Origin of the sequence: Polaromonas sp. YR568, from assembly GCF_943371715.1 — a bacterium.
GTDB lineage: Bacteria > Pseudomonadota > Gammaproteobacteria > Burkholderiales > Burkholderiaceae_C > Polaromonas.
In genome coordinates this window covers 1-20,521 of record NZ_CALRVW010000019.1, presented here as the reverse complement: position 1 = coordinate 20,521, position 20,521 = coordinate 1, and the positions used below count along the sequence as shown (strand labels likewise).

Below are 20,521 nucleotides of genomic sequence, written 5' to 3'. Positions count from 1 at the left end.
AAATGAAAAAAGTTACCGGTTAGTTACCGAATCCGTTCAACCTTCCTGGGGATATCTTCTATGGCACTCGTTTCCATGCGCGAGCTGCTGGACCATGCGGCAGTCAACACCTACGGCATTCCAGCTTTCAACGTCAACAACCTGGAGCAGGTCCAGGCCGTGATGGCCGCCGCCGATGAGGTGGGTGCGCCCGTCATTCTGCAGGCCAGCGCAGGCGCGCGCAAATACGCCGGCGAAGCCTTCATCAAGCATCTGATTCTGGCCGCCGTCGAGGCCTACCCGCACATTCCCCTGGTCATGCACCAGGACCATGGCCAGAGCCCGGCCGTCTGCCAGGGTGCGATTGACCTGGGCTTCAGCTCGGTGATGATGGACGGCAGCCTGGAGGCCGACGGCAAGACCATCGCCAGCTTCGACTACAACGTCGAGGTCACCCGCAAGGTGGTGGACATGGCCCACGCCACCGGGGTGTCGGTGGAAGGCGAACTGGGCTGCCTGGGCAGCCTGGAAACCATGCAGGGCGACAAGGAAGACGGCCACGGCACCGACGCCGTCATGACCCACGACCAGTTGCTGACCGACCCCGAGCAGGCCGCCGACTTCGTCAAGCGCACCCAGCTCGATGCGCTGGCCATTGCGATCGGCACCAGCCACGGCGCCTACAAGTTCTCGCGCAAGCCCACCGGCGACATTCTGGCGATCGAACGTGTCAAGGAAATTCACCGCCGCATCCCCAACACCCACCTGGTCATGCACGGTTCGTCCAGTGTGCCGCAGGACCTGCTGGCCATCATCAATCAGTACGGCGGCAAGATGAAGGAAACCTACGGTGTGCCGGTCGAGGAGATCCAGAAGGCCATCCAGTTCGGCGTGCGCAAAATCAACATCGACACCGACATCCGCCTGGCCATGACCGGAGCGGTGCGCAAGTTCCTGGCCGAGAACCCCGACAAGTTCGATGCCAGAGAATGGCTCAAACCCGCGCGCGAGGCCGCCAAGGCCATCTGCAAACAGCGTTACATCGAGTTCGGCTGCGAAGGCCAGGCCAGCAAGATCAAGGGCGAAGCACTGAGTGTGGTGGCCGCCAAATACGCCAGGGGCGAGTTGACCCAGGTGGTGCGTTAAACCCGGAAAATCCTCGCCGTGCCGAACTGGCGATAATTCAAAGCTCGCCGCCACCGGCGGGCTTTTTTACTTTTGGCAAGCATCCCATGACCTCCGCTCTCCACACCTCGGCCCTGACCTCCCTGCCCCTGCTCGCGCGCGGCAAGGTTCGCGACAACTACGCTGTCGGCAAAGACCGGCTGCTGATGGTCGCCAGCGACCGGCTCAGCGCCTTCGACGTCATCATGGGCGAGCCGATTCCGGGCAAAGGGGTGCTGCTCACGCAAATGGCCCTGTTCTGGTTTGACAAGCTGGGCCACATCTGCCCCAACCACCTGACCGGCGAGGCGCCCGAAAGCGTGGTGACGCCCGCCGAAGTTCCGCAGGTCACCGGGCGTTCCATGCTGGTCAAGCGCCTCAAGCCAATTCCGGTCGAGGCCGTGGTGCGCGGCTATCTGGCCGGCAGCGGCTGGAAGGAATACCAGGAGAGCCAGTCGGTGTGCGGTGTGCCGTTGCCGGCCGGTTTGAAAAACGCCAGCAAGTTGCCCGAGCCGATTTTCACGCCGGCCGCCAAGGCGGCGGTGGGCGAACATGACGAAAACATCAGCTACGAGCAGGTGGTCAAGGTCGTCGGCCCCGAGCTGGCCGCGCAGATCCGTGACCTCAGCATCCGCATCTACAAGGAGGCGGCGGCCTTTGCCCTGACCAAGGGCATCATCATTGCCGACACCAAGTTCGAGTTCGGCCTGGACGAAAACGGCACGCTGACCCTGATGGACGAGGTGCTGACGCCCGACTCCTCGCGTTACTGGCCGATCGAAGGTTACGAGCAGGCCTTCACCGCAGGCACCAACCCGCCCAGCTACGACAAGCAGTTCGTGCGCGACTGGCTGGAACAGGCCCTGGTCAACGGCAAGCCCTGGGACAAGACGCCGCCGGCGCCGCGCGTGCCGCAGGACGTGGTCGAAAAAACCGCGGCCAAGTACCAGGAAGCACTGACCCGGCTGACGGCCTGACCGGCACCTTGGTTTAAAATACCAGCAACTCAAGGAGCGTTGCAGCGAAACCCGGTTGAAGCCGGTTTCGTCAGGCTTGGGTGACAGCAGGACCCCCGCGGCCTGCCTTTGCAACGGCGCTCACCTAAGGAAGCTTGTTCAGAGCTTCCTCATCCAAGGTGAGTGAATGTCCGAAATCCAAGTTCCCCCCATGAAACTGTCCGGCCTGGAGCCGGTCGCCATCGGCGCGGGCAGCCTGTTCGTCAACATCGGCGAGCGCACCAATGTCACGGGCTCCAAGGCCTTTGCCCGCCTGATCCTCAATGGCGAGTACGAACAGGCCCTCGTCGTGGCCCGCCAGCAGGTCGAAAACGGCGCGCAGATCATTGACATCAACATGGACGAGGCCATGCTGGACAGCCAGGCCGCCATGGTGCGTTTCCTGAACCTGATCGCCAGCGAGCCCGACATTGCACGTGTGCCCATCATGATCGACAGCTCCAAATGGAGCGTGATCGAGGCCGGCCTGCGCTGCATCCAGGGCAAGGGCATCGTCAACTCGATCTCCATGAAGGAGGGGCTGGAGCCATTCAAACACCAGGCCAAACTGCTCAAGCGTTACGGCGCGGCCGCCGTGGTCATGGCTTTCGACGAACAGGGCCAGGCCGATACCTACGAACGCAAGATCGAGATCTGCGAGCGCGCCTACCGCGTGCTGGTGGACGAGCTGGACTTCCCGCCGGAAGACATCATCTTCGACCCCAACATCTTTGCGATAGCCACCGGCATCGAGGAGCACAACAATTACGCGGTGGACTTCATCAACGCCACGCGCTGGATCAAACAGAACCTGCCGGGCGCCAAGGTGTCCGGCGGCGTGTCGAATGTGTCCTTCAGCTTCCGCGGCAACGATCCGGTGCGTGAAGCCATCCACACCGTGTTCCTGTACCACGCGATCCAGGCCGGCATGGACATGGGCATCGTCAACGCCGGCATGGTCGGCGTTTACGACGACCTGGAGCCGACCTTGCGTGAACGCGTCGAGGATGTGGTGTTGAACCGCATACCGGTTTACAAGGACGGCGAAGAACACCTGAGCCCCAGCGAGCGCCTGATTGAGGTCGCCGAGAGCGCCAAAAGCGGCGCCAAGGACGACAGCAAGCGCAATGAGTGGCGTGCGCTGCCAGTGCGCCAGCGCCTGTCGCATGCGCTGGTGCACGGCATGAACGAACACATCGTGACCGATACCGAAGAGGTCTGGCAGGCGATCAAGGCCGAGGGCGGGCGGCCGCTGCATGTGATCGAAGGTCCGCTGATGGACGGCATGAACGTGGTTGGCGACCTGTTCGGCCAGGGCAAGATGTTTTTGCCGCAGGTGGTGAAAAGCGCGCGCGTGATGAAACAGGCCGTGGCGCATTTGCTGCCCTACATCGAGGCTGAAAAGCTGCTGCTGGAAGCGGCAGGCGGCGACGTCAAGACCAAGGGCAAGATCATCATCGCCACCGTCAAGGGCGACGTGCACGACATCGGCAAGAACATCGTCACGGTCGTGCTCCAGTGCAACAACTTCGACGTGGTCAACATGGGCGTGATGGTGCCCTGCCACGAGATCCTGGCGCGTGCCAAGATCGAGGGCGCGGACATCGTCGGCCTGTCAGGGCTGATCACGCCCAGCCTGGAAGAAATGCAGTACGTGGCCGGCGAGATGCAGAAAGACGACCATTTCCGCATCAAGAAAATCCCGCTGATGATTGGCGGCGCCACCACCTCCCGGGTCCACACGGCGGTCAAGATTTCGCCGCATTATGAAGGCCCGGTGGTGTACGTGCCCGACGCGTCGCGCAGTGTCAGCGTGGCGCAAAGCCTTCTCTCCGACCAGGCGGCCAAATACATAGCCGAGCTCAATACCGACTATGACAAGGTGCGCACCCAGCACGCCAACAAGAAGCAGACGCCGATGTGGCCGCTGGCCAAGGCTCGCGCCAATGCCACACCCATCGACTGGGCCCACTACACGCCCCCCAAGCCGAAATTCATCGGCCGTCGCGTGTTCAAGAACTTCGACCTCGCCGAACTGGCGAACTACATCGACTGGGGTCCCTTCTTCCAGACCTGGGACCTGGCTGGCCCGTTCCCGGCCATCCTGAAGGACGAGGTGGTGGGGACCGAGGCCGTGCGTGTGTATGCCGACGCGCAGCGCATGCTCAAGCGCCTGATCGAAGGCCGCTGGCTCACAGCCAGTGGTGTCATCGGCCTGTACCCGGCCAACAGCGTCGGTGACGACATCGAGATCTACACGGACGAGACGCGCAGCGAAGTGGCGATGACTTGGTACGGCCTGCGCCAGCAGGCCGAAAAAACCGCACTCGACGGCGTGATGCGACCCAGCCGCTGCCTCGCTGATTTCATCGCGCCCAAGGTCTTGTCGGCTGAAACCAAGGCCGTGCGTGCCGGCCATGCGGGCGCCGAGGGCCACAACACCTTCATGCTGCCTGACTACATCGGCCTGTTTGCGGTGACGGCCGGCCTGGGCGCCGAGAAGAAGGAGAAGTACTTCAATGACGACCACGACGACTACTCGTCCATCATGCTCAAGTCACTGGCCGACCGGCTCGCCGAGGCCTTTGCCGAGGCCCTGCACAAACGGGTGCGCGAGGATTTGTGGGGTTATGCCGCCGGTGAAACGCTGAGCACCGAGGACATGATTGCCGAGAAGTACCAGGGCATACGCCCGGCGCCCGGCTACCCGGCCTGCCCGGACCACAGTGTCAAGAAGGACATGTTCGAGCTGCTGCAGGCGGGTGACATCGGCATGGCGCTGACCGAGAGCCTGGCCATGACACCGGCCGCCAGCGTCAGCGGTTTCTACCTGAGCCATCCGCAAAGCGTGTACTTCAACGTCGGCAAGATCGGCGACGACCAGTTGCAGGACCTCGCCAAGCGGCGCGGCGAAAAAGCGGAAGACCTGCAGCGGTTGCTGGCCCCGAACCTTTGAACGGCCGCGAGGCGCTTCCTTCAAGCAGGGGCCGCGGAACCGGCTTTGCCGGGCCGCAGGCGCAGCGGCCCCCTCGGGGGGCAGGGAGCTACACGCAGTGAGCGACCGTGGGGGCCTTAATTTGCTTTGAGCGCGCGCCGGTACTGCACCGCCTCGGCCACGTGGGTGACTTGCACGGCTTGTGCGCCGGCCAGGTCAGCGATCGTGCGCGCCACTTTCAGGCAGCGGTGGATGCTGCGTCCCGACCAGCCCAGGCGCGCGGCCGCCGTGTTCAGGAATTTCGCGGCGGCATCGTCGAGCTGGCACTGCCCATCAATGGCCTTGCCCTGCAACGCTTGGTTGCTACTGCCCTGGCGCGCCGTAGCGCGTTCACGCGCCGCCACCACCCGTTGCCGGATGCTGGCCGTGCTTTCGCCCGGTGCGGCACCCAGCAGTTCCTCGGCGGCCAGCGCCCCGACTTCCACATGCAGGTCAATGCGGTCCAGCAGCGGACCGCTGAGTTTGCCCTGGTAACGCGAGACCTGGTCCGGCGAGCAGCGGCAGGCGCGCAGGCTGGAGCCGAGGTAGCCGCAAGGGCAAGGGTTCATGGCAGCGATCAGCTGGAAGCGCGCCGGAAACTCGGCACGTTGAGCGGCGCGTGAGATCGTGATGGTGCCCGACTCCAGCGGCTCGCGCAGGGCTTCCAGCGCGGCGCGCGGGAATTCCGGAAGTTCATCGAGGAACAACACGCCATGATGAGCGAGTGAAATTTCACCAGGACGGGGCGGCGAGCCGCCGCCGACCAGGGCCACGGCGCTGGCTGTATGGTGCGGTGCGGCGGTAGGCCGGACCGCCCAGCTGTCCAGCGAAAAGCGGCCGCCGAGCGAGGCCACGGCCGCGCTTTCGAGCGCCTCGGCGGTGCTCATGGCCGGCAGCAGGCCGGCAAAACGCTGGGCCAGCATGGACTTGCCCGAGCCCGGCGCGCCCACCATCAGCAGGCTGTGGCCGCCCGCGGCGGCAATCTCCAGTGCGCGCTTGGCCGCCGCCTGGCCCTTGACATCGGACAGGTCCGGGTAGGGGGTGGCGTCCTGCGGTGCGCTGGGCTGGAGCCGGACCCAGCCTTGCGTGTCTTCAGGAGCCGTGTCGCCCGGCAGAAATTGCCTGACCACGTCGAGCAGGTGATGCGCCCGGTAGACCTCGGCATCCGGCACCAGCGCCGCTTCCTCGGCGCTGCCGCCCGGCAGCACCAGTCGGGGTCGGGCCTGGCCGGTATCCCGGCCCGGCAGGGCCAGGCTCATGGCCAGGGCACCGCGTATGGGGCGCAACTCCCCGCCCAGCGACAGCTCGCCGGCAAACTCATAGCCTGCGAGCTTGGCGGTGTCGATCTGGCCGCTGGCCGCCAGAATGCCCAGCGCAATGGGCAGGTCAAAGCGACCGGAGTCTTTGGGCAGGTCGGCCGGCGCCAGGTTGACGGTGATGCGTTTGTTGCCTGGAAACTCCAGGCCGGTGTTCTGGATGGCAGACCGCACCCGTTCACGGGCTTCCTTGACCTCTGTCTCCGCCAGGCCTACGAGCGTAAAGCTTGGCAAGCCATTGGCCAGGTGCACTTCGACGCAGACCGGGTGCGCCTGCATGCCCAGCAAGGCGCGGCTCTGCACTAAAGATAAGCTCATTTGTCGATTTCTCCCTCATGCACCAAAAGCGAGCATATATCGATGCACTTTTTCGGTGCGCATCTTGTATTTATTCCAGTTCAAGTTAACGCGTCAGCCCTCCCTGAAGACGACGAAGGGGCTTTAGGCCTACAAAATTTGGCACGCTCCATGCTAAGTGTTCATCGCGCCAAATTCCCTTTTTCAACTATTTATGGAGTCCTCGATGAAATCAGCCGCCAAAAAATCAATGCTGGTGATGGTACTTGCCCTGGCCGGTTCGGCCTTTGCCCAGACCGCCGCCCCTGCGCCAGACTACACCCTGTCCTACAACGTCGGCGCCACCACCGACTACCGCTACCGCGGCATTTCGCAGACCGGCAAAAAACCAGCGCTCAATGGCGGCATCGACTACGCCCACAAAAGCGGCTTTTACCTCGGTACCTGGGCGTCGACCATCAGCTGGCTGAAAGACTCCACCGCCAACCCCAACACGACCAAAGGCCCGATCGAGATCGACGTCTATGGCGGCTACAAAGGCGCGTTGTCCGAAAGCGTGGGTTATGACGTTGGCGGCCTCTACTACTGGTATGCCGGCAACAACCTGAAAAAGACTGCTGGTTTCGTGAGCCCCAACACCTTCGAGTTGTACGGTGCCCTCACCTTCGGTATCGTCACCGCCAAATACTCGCACGCCACGACCAATCTGTTTGGCACGGCCAACAGCAAGAACAGCGGCTACCTCGACCTCAGCGCCAACTTTGACTTGGGTTCCGGCTGGTCCATCGTGCCGCACATTGGCGCGCAGAAAATCAAGAACGGCAATTCCTACACGGACTACTCGGTGGCGGTCAACAAGGACATCGACGGCCTGGTGGTGAGCCTGGCCGTGGTCGGCACCAGTGGCTTGGGCGCTCCCTACACCTTGCCTGGTTCGGGCACCCGTGACCTCGCCAAGGATGGCCTGGTTCTGTCCGTCAAGAAAAGTTTCTGAAATAACACAGCCTAGAAGCTGAGGCAAAGGAGAACTCATGAAACTCGTAACGGCCATTATCAAACCGTTCAAGCTGGACGAAGTGCGCGAGGCGCTGTCCGGTATTGGTGTGCAGGGCATCACCGTGACCGAAGTCAAGGGCTTCGGCCGCCAGAAAGGCCACACGGAGCTGTACCGCGGCGCTGAATACGTCGTGGACTTCCTGCCCAAGGTCAAGATCGAGGCAGCGGTGTCCGACGAGCTGGTGGACCGCGTCATCGAAGCCGTGGAGGGCGCAGCCCGTACCGGCAAGATCGGCGACGGCAAGGTCTTCGTCTACAACCTCGAGCAGGTCGTGCGTATCCGCACCGGTGAAACCGGCAAGGAAGCGCTCTAAGCCTCAACCCTAAAAAGAGAAATAGACATGAAAAAACTACTTGCCTCCCTGGCTCTGGGACTGAGCCTGCTGACTTCCGGCGCCGCCGTGCTGGCGCAGGCGCCGGCAGCTGCCCCCGCGGCCTCTGAAGCCGCTGCACCGGCGGCCGCGCCCGCAGCTGCCCCTGCAGCGGTGGCAGCACCGGCTGCAGCCGAAGCCGCAGCGCCTGCCGCTCCTGCTGCGCCAGCCGCGCCTGCCGCCGTCCCCAACAAGGGCGATACCGCCTGGATGATGGTGTCGACCATGCTGGTGATCCTGATGACCATTCCCGGCCTGGCCCTGTTCTACGGCGGCCTGGTCCGCAGCAAGAACATGCTGTCGGTACTCATGCAGGTCATGGTCACCTTCTCGATGATCGTCGTGTTGTGGTTCATCTACGGCTACAGCCTGGCCTTCACCGAGGGCAATGCCTTCTTCGGCGGCTTCGACCGGTTGTTCATGAAAGGTGTCTGGGACAACGCTGCCGGCACCTTTGCCAATGCAGCGACCTTCAGCAAGGGTGTTGTGATTCCCGAGATCATCTTCGCCGCCTTCCAGGCCACCTTTGCCGGCATCACCTGCGCACTGATCGTGGGCGCCTTTGCCGAACGCATGAAGTTCTCCGCCGTGCTGATGTTCATGGTCATCTGGTTCACCTTCAGCTACGCACCGATGGCGCACATGGTGTGGTTCTGGATGGGTCCTGACGCCTACACCGCCAAGGAAGTGGTTGACGAGATGACCGCCAAAGCCGGGTACATCTGGCAGTCGGGTGCGCTTGATTTCGCCGGCGGTACCGTCGTGCACATCAACGCCGCCGTCGCCGGTCTGGTCGGCGCCTACATGGTGGGCAAGCGTATCGGTTACGGCAAGGAAGCCATGGCCCCTCACAGCCTGACACTGACCATGGTCGGCTCCGCGCTGCTGTGGGTCGGCTGGTTCGGTTTCAACGCCGGTTCCGCCCTGGAAGCCAACGGCTTCGCCGCCCTGGCTTTCATCAACACCCTGGGTGCCACGGCCGCCGCGGTGCTGGCCTGGTGTGTCGGTGAGGCGCTGATGCGCGGCAAGGCTTCGATGCTGGGTGCGGCTTCCGGTGCGGTCGCTGGTCTGGTGGCGATCACGCCGGCAGCCGGCAACGTCGGCATCGGCGGCGGCCTGATCATTGGCCTGGTGGCTGGTTTTGCCTGCCTCTGGGGTGTCAATGGCCTGAAGAAAATGCTGGGTGCGGACGACTCGCTCGACGTGTTCGGCGTGCACGGCATCGGCGGTATCCTCGGTGCCCTGCTGACCGGCGTGTTCAATTCCCCCAGCCTGGGCGGCCCCGGCTACGTGGCGGACTGGGTCACGGCCACCATGGTGACGGCGGCGGATTACTCCATCGTTGCCCAGGTCTGGATCCAGCTCAAGGCTGTGTTGATCACGGTGGTCTGGTCCGGTGTGGTGTCCTTCATCGCCTACAAGGTGGTGGACCTGACCATCGGCCTGCGTGTCAGCGAAGAAGACGAGCGCGAAGGCCTGGACATCACGTCGCACGGCGAAACCGCCTACAGCCGCTGACCGGCACAAGCCGTGGCCGCCTCCGGGTGGCCACGGCAGCTGCAATGAATTTGGGATAAATAGCGAGAGTCTCCTTTGGATGTTGAGCCCGCAAGAACTTCGGTTCTGGCGGGCTTTTTTTTGCCTGGAACTGTCTGCCCACCGGTGCACAATGTCGGCAGGAGACCTGCCCATGACCGAGCCCATCACCTTGTCCAGCGCCAGCCTGCGTTGTGACATCAAGCCCGACCTGGGCGGCTGCGTGGCCGGCCTCTGGCTCGGCGACCTGCCCGTGCTGCGCTCGACACCCGCCAGCGAGTTGATGTCGGTGCGCCTGGCCGGCAGTTATCCGCTGGTGCCGTTTTCCAACCGTGTCGGCCATGCCACGCTGAAGTGGCAGGGCACCAGCCACCCGCTGGTGCAGAACAACGGACCGGAACCGCACGCCATCCATGGCCTGGGCTGGCAGCGGCCCTGGCAGGTGCTCGAGCAGGACGAGCAACTGCTGATGCTCGCCTTCGAACACAGCGCCGATGCCGCCTGGCCGTTTGCCTTTGACGCCTCGCAGACTTTCCGCCTCAGTGGCAACACCCTCGAACTCACGCTGAGCATGACCAACCAGTCGGCCACGCCGGCGCCGGCTGGTCTGGGTTGGCACCCCTACTTCGTCAAGCGCAGCCGCAGCCGCATCACGTTTGAAGCGACCGGGCGCTGGGAGATGAACGAGGAAAAGCTGCCGACACATCGCCAGCCGGCGCACGGACTCGATGTGGACTGCGCCGCACTCGATGTGGACCACTGCTTTGACGGCTGGAACGGCGTGGTGCATCTGCACGACGAGAAAATGCACACCCGCATCGCGTCCAATCTGGGCCGCCTGGTGGTGTTCACCAACCCGAAGCGGGATTTTGTGGCGATCGAGCCGGTCAGCCATGTCAACAATGCGGTTAACCTGCTGCAGGCTGGCGCGGGCCAGGCCGATGAGCTGGGCATCCAGGTGCTGGCACCGGGCGAATCGATGAGCGCCCACATGAGCGTCCAGGTGGAGCCTGCGCCGTGATCTGGACGACCACCGTGGCGCAGCCCAGCGAACTGGGCGAATCGCCGTTCTGGCACCCCGACGAGCAGCTGCTCTACTGGGTCGATATCGCCGGCAAAAAAATCAATCGCAGCAATGTGTTCATGGGCACGGTGGAAAGCTGGGCCATGACCGCGCCGCACGACTTGGAGCCCGGCTGCATCGCCCCGGCGCGCAGCGGCGGGCTCGTGATCGCGCTGCGCGACGGCATCTACCGGGCGCGGACTTGGGGTGGTGCGCTGGAGCAACTCGCCGGGGCTGCGCACGACCCGCGAACCACCCGCTTCAACGACGGCAAATGTGACCCGCTGGGCCGTTTCTGGGCCGGCACCATTTACGAGCCGCGCGATGCGCGCGAGGCGGCGCTGTATTGCCTGGACAGCCGGGCCGGCCACACGCCAACGCTGGAGCGCATGGCCGGCGACGCAACCGTGGGCAACGGCCTGGCCTGGTCGACCGACAGCCGGACCCTGTACTGGGCCGACACGACCGGCCATGTCATCCATGCCTGGGACTGGGACGCTGCCGCCAACACCCTGGCCCGGCAACGCGTGTTCCGGCAATTCCCGCCCAAGCCGCCCGGCTGGCAGGCCGGCATGCCGGGGTATGGCGGCCGGCCCGACGGCGCTGCGGTGGACAGCCAGGGCAATTACTGGGTGGCCATGTACGAGGGCGGGCGCGTGCTCAAGCTGTCGCCGGGCGGCGAACTGCTGGCCGACATGCCCACCCCCGTGGTGTGTCCGACCATGGTGTGTTTTGGCGGCGATGACCTGCGGACGCTGTACCTGACCACGGCGCGTCAGGGGCGGCCGGCCGCAGAGCTCGACGCGCTGCCGCAGTCCGGCTGCGTGTTTTCCATGCGCGTCGATGTGCCCGGTCTGCCGGTCAACTTCTTCGCGGACCCGGGCTGAGCCCCAAAAAAGCGAACAGCCCGCGTTCAAAAATATCAAACCCGGTCGGCCGGCGCCCCCTTACCATCAGGACCATGAATTCAGCGCTTCAATTGATCATGGACCGGGTGCGGGCCGCGGCAGCCAGCGGCGCGCCACTGCGCATACGCGGTGGTGGCAGCAAGGACTTCTACGGCCAGACGTTGCAGGGCGAGGTGCTGGATGTCACGCCGCTGGCGGGCATCACCAGTTACGAGCCCACCGAACTGGTGGTCACCGCGCGGGCCGGCACACCGCTCGCCGAACTTGAAGCGCTGCTGGCCGAACGCGGCCAGTGCCTGCCTTTCGAGCCGCCCCGGTTCGGGCCAGGCGCCACGGTGGGGGGCATGGTCGCCGCCGGCCTGAGCGGCCCGGCGCGCGCCAGCGTGGGTGCGGTGCGCGACTATGTGCTTGGCGTCACCCTGCTCAATGGCAAGGGCGAGTTGCTGACCTTCGGCGGCCAGGTCATGAAAAACGTGGCGGGTTATGACGTCTCCCGGCTGATGGTGGGGGCCATGGGCACGCTGGGGCTGCTCACGGAAATCAGTCTCAAGGTATTGCCGGTGGCGCCGGCCGAAGCCACGCTGAAGTTCGGAATGAGCCAGTCCGAGGCCCTGGCCAGGTTGAACCGCTGGGGCGGGCAGCCCTTGCCGCTCAACGCCAGCTGCTGGGTCGACGACGCCGGCGCACCCACCCTGTACCTGCGTTTGCGCGGCGCCGTCGCGGCGGTCGAGGCCGCCTGCAAGACACTGGGCGGCGAACGCCAGGACCAGGCCGCGGTGGCGCCCGACTGGACCTTGTGCCGCGACCAGCAGCTGCCCTGGTTTCAGGCGCGCGGCGAGCGCGACCTGTGGCGCCTGTCGGTGCCGCAGACCGCACCGGTGCTGGACCTGCCCGAGCCGCCGCTGGTCGAATGGCACGGTGCGCAGCGCTGGGTGCGGGCCGCCGCCGGCGAGGCACAGCGCCTGCGCGATGCCGCAGCCGCCGTTGGCGGAACCGCTACGCTTTTTATAGCTAATGGCGCCCGATCCTCAAGGGCAGAGGGCCGATTTGACCCCTTGAAACCGCCGCTGGACCGGATTCACCGCCAGCTCAAGAAAGAATTCGATCCCGCCGGCATCTTCAACCGCGGCCGCCTTTACCCCGACTTCTGATGCAAACCCACCTCGCCCCCGAATTCAAGAACACCGCCGACGGCCAGGCGGCCGAAGCAATTCTGCGCAAATGTGTGCACTGCGGTTTTTGCACCGCGACCTGCCCGACCTACCAGCTGCTCGGCGACGAACTCGACGGACCGCGCGGGCGCATCTACCTGATCAAGCAGGTGCTCGAAGGCCAGGCGCCAACGCGCAAGACCCAGTTGCACCTGGACCGCTGCCTGACCTGCCGCAACTGCGAAACCACCTGCCCCAGCGGCGTGCAGTACGGCCACCTGATCGACATCGGCCGCAAGCTGGTCGATGAACGGGTGCCGCGGCCCGCTTCCGAGAACGTCGTGCGCTGGGCGCTGAAAGAAGGCCTGCCGTCGCCGCTGTTTGCACCGGCGATGAAACTCGGTCAGGCCGTGCGTGGCCTGTTGCCGGCGGCGCTGAAGAACAAGGTGCCGGCGCGCCAGCCAGCGGGCCGCTGGCCGCAGCGTGAACACCCGCGCAAGATGCTGATGCTGGCCGGTTGCGTGCAGCCCGCCATGATGCCCAACATCAACAGCGCGACGGCGCGTGTGCTCGACGCGGCGGGCATCCAGACTGTGGTGGCGGCCAAGGCCGGCTGCTGCGGCGCCGTCAAGTTTCACCTGAACGACCAGGACGGCGGCAAGGCCGAGATGCGCCGCAACATCGACGCCTGGTGGCCGCATGTCGAGGCGGGGACCGAGGCGATTGTGATGAACGCCTCGGGCTGCGGCGTCACGGTCAAGGAGTACGGCTACCACCTGCAGGACGATGCGGCGTATGCGGCCAAGGCGGCGCGCATCAGCGAACTGACGCGCGACCTGAGCGAGCTGCTGCCCGAACTGGTGGCGCCGCTGCGTGCGCGCGTGACGGCCCAGGCCGGCCAGATCGCGTTTCATCCGCCCTGCACCCTGCAGCACGGCCAGCAGCTGCGTGGCGGCGTTGAGCAACAACTGGGCGCCCTGGGGTTCGACGTGAAGGTCGCCAGCTGCGAAGCCCATCTGTGCTGCGGCTCCGCCGGCACCTACTCGGTGCTGAACCCGGAGATCGCTTTCCAGCTGCGCGACCGCAAGCTGGCGAACCTGGGCGAGATGGCCCCCGAGGTGATTGTGTCGGCCAACATCGGCTGCATCACCCACCTGCAAAGCGGCACCGCCACGCCGGTGCGGCACTGGATCGAAGTGCTGGACGAGTCGCTGACCGGGGTTGATGTGCTACAAAATAGATAGCTGTTAGTGCCCGTCCAGATTGGGCTGAAGGTCGATTTGGTCATGAGTCAGACGCCGCCCAGGGCTGCGCGGTAGCGCCGGCTGCACGCCACCTGGCTGCCATCCTTCATGCGCAGGCGGGCGTCGCCGCTGTCCAGCGGCTCGATTTCGGCCACACGGTCCAGGTTGACGGCGAAGCTCCGGTGCACCTGGACAAAACGCGCCGGGTCCAGCTGGCCGAGGAAATCCGCGAGGGTCGAGCGCAGCAGGTAGTCGTGGCCGTTGACGTGGATGCCAACGTAGTTGCCCTGGGCCTGCAGCCATTCGATGTCTGTGGCGGCAATCAGGAACTCCTTGCGCAACTTGCGCACCAGGAAACGTTCGGGCCGCGTGGCAGCGCCGGCCGCCGGTGCGGTGCCCGCGGCGGCTTCGGGCGCGTCCAGCACACGCGCCTCTCCCTGCAGGCGCAACAGCAGCAGGCGGTAGCCGAGCACGGTGCCAAGAATCAGCACATAACTGCGCACGTCCTTGAGGTACTCGTAGGTGAACACGGTTGCCCAGTTGCCGATGGGGTAGCTGGCACCCACGGTCGCGTAGGCGGCCTTGCGCAGCGTCATCATCACCAGCACATGCACGGCGCAAAACACCAGTGTGCCGGCCAGGTGCCAGGGCAGGTTGCGGCGCAGCGTGTCCCAGTGCAGTGGAAAGCGCCGTTCGAAGGCGACCAGTGCGGGAATCAGCAGGCCCACGGTCAGGTTGCTTGAGAGTTCCCAGACCAGGGGCTGGACAAAAGCCACATGGCGCAGGTCGATCCAGGCCGTGATGCTGTTGAACAGCATGTGGATAGACAGCACGGTGATCCAGAAGCCGATTTCGGCGGCGCGCCGGTAGGGCCGGTAACGCGCCAGCCAGGCTATTTTGGAGTCTGCTGGGTCCGACATGCCGTCAGTCTAGAAGAAATGCCCGCATTTTCGTCCCCCTCGGCCACCGCTTGTCACAAACAGCCTGCAACTTGTCCCACGGGGGTGTCCGAAGAAGCCTGGTGCACAAAAAAAATGACGGTCACTTGTGTTTCCTCCGGGAGAAAACCATGAACCGCCGTCACGACATCGATGCCTTGCGCGTCCTGGCCTTTGGCCTGGTCATCCTCTATCACGTGGCCATGTATTACGTACGTGGCCGGCTGGCCCTGGCACCTGAAAAGCCCGCATGCGGCCGAGTGGCTGCAGTTGCCCATGCGGTCGCTCAATCTATGGCGCATGGACCTGGTGTTCCTGATTTCGGGGCTGGCCCTGGGTTTTCTGCAGCGCGACCGGGGCGCCGGTGCCCTGTGGCGCGAACGCAGCTGGCGGCTGTTGTTGCCGCTGCTGTTCGGCATGGCCGTGATCGTGCCCTTCCAGGCCTATGCGCAGGGCGTGGCCAACGGCCGCATTGCGCCCGGCTTTGGCGCCTTCCTGCTGCGTTATGCCGGCGGCGGGCCCTGGCCGAAAAATGCGTTTGACGGCTCGGACTTCGGGGTGACCTGGAATCACCTCTGGTACCTGCCCTACCTGTGGGTGTACACCACCGTGCTGGTCCTGTTGCTGCCACTGCTTCATTCGGTTGCGGCCCGGCGCCTGCGCAGGGGGTTCACGGGCCTGCGTGGTTGGGCGCTGCTGAGTGTGCCGGCCCTGCCCCTGATGGCCTGGTCACTGGCCTTGTGGCCGCACTTTCCGCCCACCCATGACCTGATCCATGACGGCTGGCTGCATGCGGTGTATTTCACGCTGTTTCTCTACGGCTGGTGGATAGGCACGGACGAAGGCTGGTGGGCCGAGGCGTCGCGGCTGCGCTGGCCGGCGCTCGGCATCGCGCTGGCGCTGCTGGCGCTGTATCTGGGCATGCGCGCGTTGCCCGCCGAGCTGACCGTGCCGCGCCAGCTGCTGCGCCTGACGGCCGACGTCTACCTGTGGACGGCGCTGCTGGCGATTCTCGGCTGGGGCCACGTGAAGCTCAATCATCCCTGGCACTGGCTGCCCTGGGCCAGGGAGTCGGTGTACCCGTGGTATCTGCTGCACCAGACGCTGATCATCGCGCTGGCCTGGTGGCTGGCGCCGCTGCACCTGGGGCCGCTGGGCGAGCCCTTGCTGTTGTTGAGCGCAACGGTGCTGGGCTGCTGGGGTTTGACTGCCCTGGTGCGCCGCAGCGCCTGGTTGCGTCCGCTGTTCGGGCTCGGACCCTGCCCGGCAAAAGCGCCATCGCCGGACGCCGCCGCGCGACGCGGGCGGGCCGCTTTCTAGGCGGCCAGCGCGGCTTCCACGTCTTTCGCCAGGTCGGCCGGCTTGTCGGTCGGCGCATAACGCCGGATCACCTGGCCGTCCTTGCCGACCAGGAACTTGGTGAAGTTCCATTTGATGGCCTTGCTGCCCAGCAGGCCCGGCGCTTCGGACGACAGCCATTTGTACAGCGGGTGCGCAGCCGGGCCGTTGACGTCGATCTTGCCCATCATCGGAAAACTCACGCCGTAATTGACCTGGCAGAACTCGGCAATCTCGCCGTCGGCGCCCGGGTCCTGCGAGCCGAACTGGTTGCACGGGAAACCCAGCACCACCAGGCCCTTGCCGGTGTAGGTCTTGTGCAGTTCCTCCAGGCCGCCGAACTGCGGCGTGAAGCCGCACTTGCTGGCCGTGTTCACGATCAGCATGACCTTGCCCTTGAATTGCGAAAGCGGGATGTCCTGGCCGTTGATCTGTCGGGCTTCGAAGTCGTAAATGCTGCTCATGGGGCGCTCCTGGTTGATCTGCCACTGTACGGCAGCTGGCCGAAAAACTCGAAGGTTATTTGGGGGGAGGGGGCGCAGGGGCGAGGGCAGCCAGCGCGGCGGCCAGCACAATCAGGCTGCCGCCCAGCAGCGTGCGCGAGCTGAATTCCGCCGCGCCGAGTGCGGCCGCCGACAGGCTGGCAAACAGGATCTCGGTCAGCATCACGAGTGCGGTGGTGCTGGCCGCCAGGCGCGCCGCGCCATACTGCAGCGCCATGTTGCTGAGCAGGAAGGCCACTGCCAGTCCCAGCGCCACAGCGGCCCACGAGGTGCTCCAGACCGGCGCCGGCACGATGTCCCAGGCCATGCCCAGCAATGCGGTGGCGGTGGCGAGGAGGCCGCCGCCGCCAAACATGGCCATCATGCGTGATTCGCTGGGCGTGTGCGCCAGCTTGCGCAGCAGCACGTTGGTAGCGGCAAAGCTCAGGCCGCCCATCAGGGCCAGCCAGTCGGCGGCGCTGTGCGGTACCGGCCAGGGCGAGTCCGGCGACTTCAGCACGATCAGCACACCGGCCATTGCCAGCGCCAGGCGCAGCAGCGAAGCGCGGGTCGGCTTTTCCCCCAGCAGGCCCCAGGCCAGCAGCACCGACCACGCCGGCATCAGGTAGAACAGCAGCACCACCCGCACCACATCGCCGACGGTCACGGCCCAGTTGAAGCCGACATTGGTCAGCCCTGCGGCGACGGCCAGCCACCAGAGCTGCGGGTGCCGCGCGAAGCTGCGCCAGCCGCCGGGCCGCCAGGCCGAGATGCAGCCCAGCGAAAAGAAGTAGATCAGTGCGGTGGACCACAGGGGGTGCAGCCCCTGCGACTGCAGTTCGCGAAACGGCCACCAGGACACGCCCCAGACAAAGGCGTTGAAGACCAGCGCGGAGACAGCGAGGGCGGCGCCACGACGGTTCACGGCGTCTGGCTCCACGGGGCCACGGCACGGCCGCCCATCCATGCCCCCCGCATCAGTGCGAGTTGTCGCTGCGCGCGATGGTCAGCAGGTGGTCCACCTGCTCTTTGTACTTGATGCAGTTGCTTTTGTGCCAGCGCTGGATCAGCCACATGAAACCGGCCACCACCACACCGAAGGCGGTGATGGCGCCGAAGGCCGACAGGCCCATGCCGGTGGACAGGCTGTAGCCGGCGCCCAGCGCCAGAATACAGGCCTGCTCGTTGAAGTTCTGCACCGCGATGGAGCGGCCGGCGCCCATCAGGTTGTGGCCGCGGTGCTGCAGCAGCGCGTTCATCGGCACCACCAGGAAGCCGCCCAGGCCGCCGAGCAGGATCAGGAAGGGCGCGGCCACCCAGACGTTGGTGATGAAATTCATCAGGATCACCAGCAGGCCCATGGCAATGCCCAGTGGCATCACCAGGGTGGCGTGTTCCAGCCGCATGCGCATGGACGCCAGGATCGCGCCGGCGGCGGTGCCGATGGCCACCACGCCCACCAGCGACGACGCCTGTGTGGTGCTGTAGCCCAAAGCCGCCGCGCTCCAGGCCAGCACGATGTAACGCAGGTTGCCCGACACGCCCCAGAACAGCGTGGTGGTGGCCAGCGAAATCTGGCCCAGCTTGTCGCGCCACAGCGTGGAATTGCAGTTCCAGAAGTCGGGCAGCAGCTCGAGCTTGTTGCGCGGCATCGGGCGCATTTCGACGCCGGTCAGCGGAATCCGCGTGTTGAACCAGGCCGCGATCGCATACAGGAGGATCAGCGCGCAGATGGCCGCTTCGGGCGGCGTGTCGATGCCGGTGCTGATGATGGGGAAGTCGAACGACAACAACAGGTGCGACACCGAATGGCCGACCAGCTGGCCGCCCAGCAGCACGCCCAGGATGATGGACGCAATCGTCAGGCCTTCGATCCAGCCGTTGGCCTTGACCAGCTGGGAGGCCGGCAGCAGTTCGGTGAGGATGCCGTATTTGGCCGGTGAATAGGCCGCAGCACCCAGGCCGACAATCGCGTAGGCCATCAGCGGGTGGGTGCCGAACAGCATCATGAGGCAGCCCACCACCTTGATGGCATTGCTGATGAACATGACCTTGCCCTTGGGCTGCGCATCGGCAAAGGCGCCGACAAAGGGCGCCAGCACCACGTAAAAAAGCGCAAACATGGGCACCAGCGCAGCCGGCTGCCATTTGGGCGCGCCACTGGTTCTGAGCAGCTCCACGGCGGCGACGAACAGCGCGTTATCAGCCAGCGAGCTGAAAAACTGGGCCGCCATGATGGTGTAAAAACCGCGCTTCAGCTTCATTAATCTGTTTTGGTCACTGTGGCGAATGCATCAGGCCGTCTGATGTTGCACGATATAAGTGAATGTCTCCTGACTATCAAGGTTTATAGCACGCGGCAGGATGGCAGAATCGACAAATAGGTCTTGACAAGCCTGCGTTAACCCTTGCCCCCGTCCTGTTTTCCATCACCACGAGCCGTTGCCTGACATGCCCCGCCCCATTCTTGCCACTGTTCATGCCGCCGCCCTCAGCCACAACCTGGCGCGCGCGCGCGCTGCTGCGCCGGACGCGCGGGTCTGGGCCGTCGTCAAGGCCAACGCCTACGGCCATGGCATCGAGCGCGTGTTTGATGCGCTGCGCAGCGCCGACGGCTTTGCGTTGCTGGACCTGGCCGAGGCCCAGCGCCTGCGAGCGCTCGACTGGCGCGGCCCCATCCTGCTGCTGGAAGGCTGTTTTGACGCACGCGACCTGGAACTGTGTTCACGCCTGGGCCTGTGGCACGCCATTCATTGCGACGAGCAGATCGATATGCTCGCGGCCCACAAGACCCAGATGCCGCACCGCGTCTTCCTCAAGATGAACTCGGGCATGAACCGCCTGGGGTTCACGCCCGAGCGTTACCGCGCGGCCTGGACGCGGCTCAACGCCCTGCCGCAGGTGGAAGAAATTTCACTGATGACCCATTTCAGTGACGCCGACGGCGCACGCGGGATCACCCACCAGCTGCAGGTGTTCGAGTCGGTCACGCACGACCTGCCCGGCGAACGCACGCTGAGCAACAGCGCGGCCACCTTTCGCCATGGCATCGCCATCGGCGAGAAGTCCGACTGGGTGCGGCCCGGCATCGCGGTGTACGGCAGTTCGCCCGATTTCCCCGAGCACAGTGCCGCCGACTGGGGGTTGCAGCCGACGATGACGCTGGCGTCGAAAATCATTGGTGTGCAACAGCTGGTGGCGGGGGACACGGTCGGTTACGGATCCAGCTTCACAGCCGACGGCCCGCTGCGCATCGGCGTCGTGGCCTGCGGTTATGCCGACGGCTACCCCCGGCACTGCACGACCGGTACACCGGTGCTGGTTCATGGCGTGCGCACACGCATGGTGGGCCGCGTCAGCATGGACATGATCACGGTGGACCTGACACCGGTGCCCGATGCGGGCATGGGGTCGGACGTGACCTTGTGGGGGCGGGCGTCCAGCGGCGCCTTGTTGTCGATCGACGAGGTCGCAGCGGCTGCGGGTACGGTCGGTTATGAGTTGATGTGTGCGCTGGCGCAGCGTGTTCCGGTGGTGGTGGCGGACTAGTTTCCAGGGCCTGTCATCCCGGACTTGATCCGGGATCCATGTTGGTTTGCTCGTGCCGCTGGGTATGCCTGCTGGCCGGGACTCGCCCCGGCGGGCGAGGCACTTTTCTTTGCTTCGCCAAAGAAAAGTACCCAAAAGAAAGGCGACCCGATGGTCTGGG

At 65.0% G+C, this 20,521-nt stretch carries 17 protein-coding genes and 1 riboswitch; of the genes, 12 read left to right on the top strand and 5 right to left on the bottom strand.

Annotated features, from left to right (window positions below):
- Nucleotides 1-60 precede the first annotated feature (60 nt).
- The 3 genes from fba (at nt 61) to metH (ending at nt 5,094) form a co-directional block, all read left to right on the top strand.
- Nucleotides 61-1,125 carry a class II fructose-bisphosphate aldolase gene (gene fba, locus AAG813_RS13985; protein WP_341916156.1) on the top strand — a complete coding sequence of 355 codons (1,065 nt, stop codon included), beginning with the start codon at nt 61-63 and terminating at the stop codon, nt 1,123-1,125.
- Nucleotides 1,126-1,211: 86 nt separating this feature from the next.
- The gene (locus AAG813_RS13980) at nt 1,212-2,120 is read left to right on the top strand and encodes a phosphoribosylaminoimidazolesuccinocarboxamide synthase (protein ID WP_341916155.1); all 909 of its coding nucleotides are present in this window, start codon (nt 1,212-1,214) and stop codon (nt 2,118-2,120) included.
- Between the two features lie 25 nt (nt 2,121-2,145).
- Nucleotides 2,146-2,249: riboswitch (S-adenosyl-L-homocysteine riboswitch) on the top strand.
- Between the two features lie 61 nt (nt 2,250-2,310).
- Nucleotides 2,311-5,094 (top strand): methionine synthase, encoded by a 2,784-nt coding sequence (gene metH / locus AAG813_RS13975; RefSeq protein WP_341916154.1) that lies wholly within the window; start codon nt 2,311-2,313, stop codon nt 5,092-5,094.
- Between the two features lie 116 nt (nt 5,095-5,210).
- On the opposite strand, the gene AAG813_RS13970 is transcribed toward metH, so the two are convergent.
- On the bottom strand, nt 5,211-6,746 hold the full coding sequence (locus AAG813_RS13970; RefSeq protein WP_341916153.1) for a YifB family Mg chelatase-like AAA ATPase: 1,536 nt from the start codon (nt 6,744-6,746) through the stop codon (nt 5,211-5,213).
- Between the two features lie 205 nt (nt 6,747-6,951).
- Here AAG813_RS13970 and AAG813_RS13965 point away from each other — a divergent pair, with 205 nt between their 5' ends.
- From AAG813_RS13965 to glcF, 7 genes are all read left to right on the top strand, one after another.
- Nucleotides 6,952-7,719, top strand: a complete 768-nt coding sequence (locus AAG813_RS13965) for a TorF family putative porin (protein ID WP_341916152.1) — start codon at nt 6,952-6,954, stop codon at nt 7,717-7,719.
- 37 nt (nt 7,720-7,756) lie between these two features.
- Nucleotides 7,757-8,095 carry a P-II family nitrogen regulator gene (glnK, locus tag AAG813_RS13960; protein WP_077591625.1) on the top strand — a complete coding sequence of 113 codons (339 nt, stop codon included), beginning with the start codon at nt 7,757-7,759 and terminating at the stop codon, nt 8,093-8,095.
- A gap of 27 nt (nt 8,096-8,122) precedes the next feature.
- On the top strand, nt 8,123-9,670 hold the full coding sequence (gene amt, locus AAG813_RS13955; RefSeq protein ID WP_341916151.1) for an ammonium transporter: 1,548 nt from the start codon (nt 8,123-8,125) through the stop codon (nt 9,668-9,670).
- A gap of 172 nt (nt 9,671-9,842) precedes the next feature.
- Nucleotides 9,843-10,709 carry an aldose 1-epimerase gene (locus AAG813_RS13950; RefSeq protein WP_341916150.1) on the top strand — a complete coding sequence of 289 codons (867 nt, stop codon included), beginning with the start codon at nt 9,843-9,845 and terminating at the stop codon, nt 10,707-10,709.
- Nucleotides 10,706-11,638 carry an SMP-30/gluconolactonase/LRE family protein gene (locus AAG813_RS13945; protein WP_341916149.1) on the top strand — a complete coding sequence of 311 codons (933 nt, stop codon included), beginning with the start codon at nt 10,706-10,708 and terminating at the stop codon, nt 11,636-11,638. The genes AAG813_RS13950 and AAG813_RS13945 overlap by 4 nt, the downstream gene beginning before the upstream one ends.
- Nucleotides 11,639-11,712: 74 nt before the next feature.
- Complete coding sequence (gene glcE / locus AAG813_RS13940; protein ID WP_341916148.1) at nt 11,713-12,810, top strand: glycolate oxidase subunit GlcE; 1,098 nt, start codon at nt 11,713-11,715, stop codon at nt 12,808-12,810.
- Nucleotides 12,810-14,054, top strand: a complete 1,245-nt coding sequence (gene glcF, locus AAG813_RS13935) for a glycolate oxidase subunit GlcF (protein ID WP_341916147.1) — start codon at nt 12,810-12,812, stop codon at nt 14,052-14,054. Before glcE ends, glcF begins: the two co-directional genes overlap by 1 nt.
- Before the next feature lie 47 nt (nt 14,055-14,101).
- Here glcF and AAG813_RS13930 read toward each other — a convergent pair whose 3' ends face one another.
- Nucleotides 14,102-14,974 carry a LytTR family DNA-binding domain-containing protein gene (locus AAG813_RS13930; RefSeq protein WP_341916146.1) on the bottom strand — a complete coding sequence of 291 codons (873 nt, stop codon included), beginning with the start codon at nt 14,972-14,974 and terminating at the stop codon, nt 14,102-14,104.
- Nucleotides 14,975-15,208: 234 nt separating this feature from the next.
- On the opposite strand from AAG813_RS13930, the gene AAG813_RS13925 reads away from it, so the two are divergent.
- Entirely contained in the window at nt 15,209-16,312 is a 1,104-nt protein-coding gene (locus AAG813_RS13925; protein ID WP_341916145.1) for an acyltransferase family protein, read from the top strand.
- On the opposite strand, the gene AAG813_RS13920 is transcribed toward AAG813_RS13925, so the two are convergent.
- The 3 genes from AAG813_RS13920 to lplT are packed head-to-tail and all read right to left on the bottom strand — an operon-like array spanning nt 16,309 to nt 19,070.
- Nucleotides 16,309-16,794 carry a glutathione peroxidase gene (locus AAG813_RS13920; protein ID WP_341916144.1) on the bottom strand — a complete coding sequence of 162 codons (486 nt, stop codon included), beginning with the start codon at nt 16,792-16,794 and terminating at the stop codon, nt 16,309-16,311. The two genes, AAG813_RS13925 and AAG813_RS13920, sit on opposite strands and share 4 nt — an antisense overlap.
- A gap of 55 nt (nt 16,795-16,849) precedes the next feature.
- On the bottom strand, nt 16,850-17,779 hold the full coding sequence (locus AAG813_RS13915) for a DMT family transporter (protein WP_341916143.1): 930 nt from the start codon (nt 17,777-17,779) through the stop codon (nt 16,850-16,852).
- 10 nt (nt 17,780-17,789) lie between these two features.
- Nucleotides 17,790-19,070, bottom strand: a complete 1,281-nt coding sequence (gene lplT, locus AAG813_RS13910; RefSeq protein WP_341916224.1) for a lysophospholipid transporter LplT — start codon at nt 19,068-19,070, stop codon at nt 17,790-17,792.
- A 193-nt stretch (nt 19,071-19,263) separates the two neighbouring features.
- Between lplT and alr the strand changes: the two genes are divergently transcribed.
- Nucleotides 19,264-20,361: an alanine racemase gene (alr, locus tag AAG813_RS13905; protein ID WP_341916142.1), complete on the top strand. Its 1,098-nt coding sequence runs from the start codon at nt 19,264-19,266 to the stop codon at nt 20,359-20,361.
- Nucleotides 20,362-20,521 lie beyond the last annotated feature (160 nt).

What these genes read in the sequence shown, in the direction of transcription:
- fba (WP_341916156.1), top strand. Translation starts at nt 61, where the DNA reads ATGGCACTCGTTTCCATGCGCGAGCTGCTGGACCATGCGGCAGTCAAC.
- AAG813_RS13980 (WP_341916155.1), top strand. Translation starts at nt 1,212, where the DNA reads ATGACCTCCGCTCTCCACACCTCGGCCCTGACCTCCCTGCCCCTGCTC.
- metH (WP_341916154.1), top strand. Translation starts at nt 2,311, where the DNA reads ATGAAACTGTCCGGCCTGGAGCCGGTCGCCATCGGCGCGGGCAGCCTG.
- AAG813_RS13970 (WP_341916153.1), bottom strand. Translation starts at nt 6,746, where the DNA reads ATGAGCTTATCTTTAGTGCAGAGCCGCGCCTTGCTGGGCATGCAGGCG.
- AAG813_RS13965 (WP_341916152.1), top strand. Translation starts at nt 6,952, where the DNA reads ATGAAATCAGCCGCCAAAAAATCAATGCTGGTGATGGTACTTGCCCTG.
- glnK (WP_077591625.1), top strand. Translation starts at nt 7,757, where the DNA reads ATGAAACTCGTAACGGCCATTATCAAACCGTTCAAGCTGGACGAAGTG.
- amt (WP_341916151.1), top strand. Translation starts at nt 8,123, where the DNA reads ATGAAAAAACTACTTGCCTCCCTGGCTCTGGGACTGAGCCTGCTGACT.
- AAG813_RS13950 (WP_341916150.1), top strand. Translation starts at nt 9,843, where the DNA reads ATGACCGAGCCCATCACCTTGTCCAGCGCCAGCCTGCGTTGTGACATC.
- glcE (WP_341916148.1), top strand. Translation starts at nt 11,713, where the DNA reads ATGAATTCAGCGCTTCAATTGATCATGGACCGGGTGCGGGCCGCGGCA.
- glcF (WP_341916147.1), top strand. Translation starts at nt 12,810, where the DNA reads ATGCAAACCCACCTCGCCCCCGAATTCAAGAACACCGCCGACGGCCAG.
- AAG813_RS13930 (WP_341916146.1), bottom strand. Translation starts at nt 14,974, where the DNA reads ATGTCGGACCCAGCAGACTCCAAAATAGCCTGGCTGGCGCGTTACCGG.
- AAG813_RS13920 (WP_341916144.1), bottom strand. Translation starts at nt 16,794, where the DNA reads ATGAGCAGCATTTACGACTTCGAAGCCCGACAGATCAACGGCCAGGAC.
- AAG813_RS13915 (WP_341916143.1), bottom strand. Translation starts at nt 17,779, where the DNA reads ATGGATGGGCGGCCGTGCCGTGGCCCCGTGGAGCCAGACGCCGTGAAC.
- alr (WP_341916142.1), top strand. Translation starts at nt 19,264, where the DNA reads ATGCCCCGCCCCATTCTTGCCACTGTTCATGCCGCCGCCCTCAGCCAC.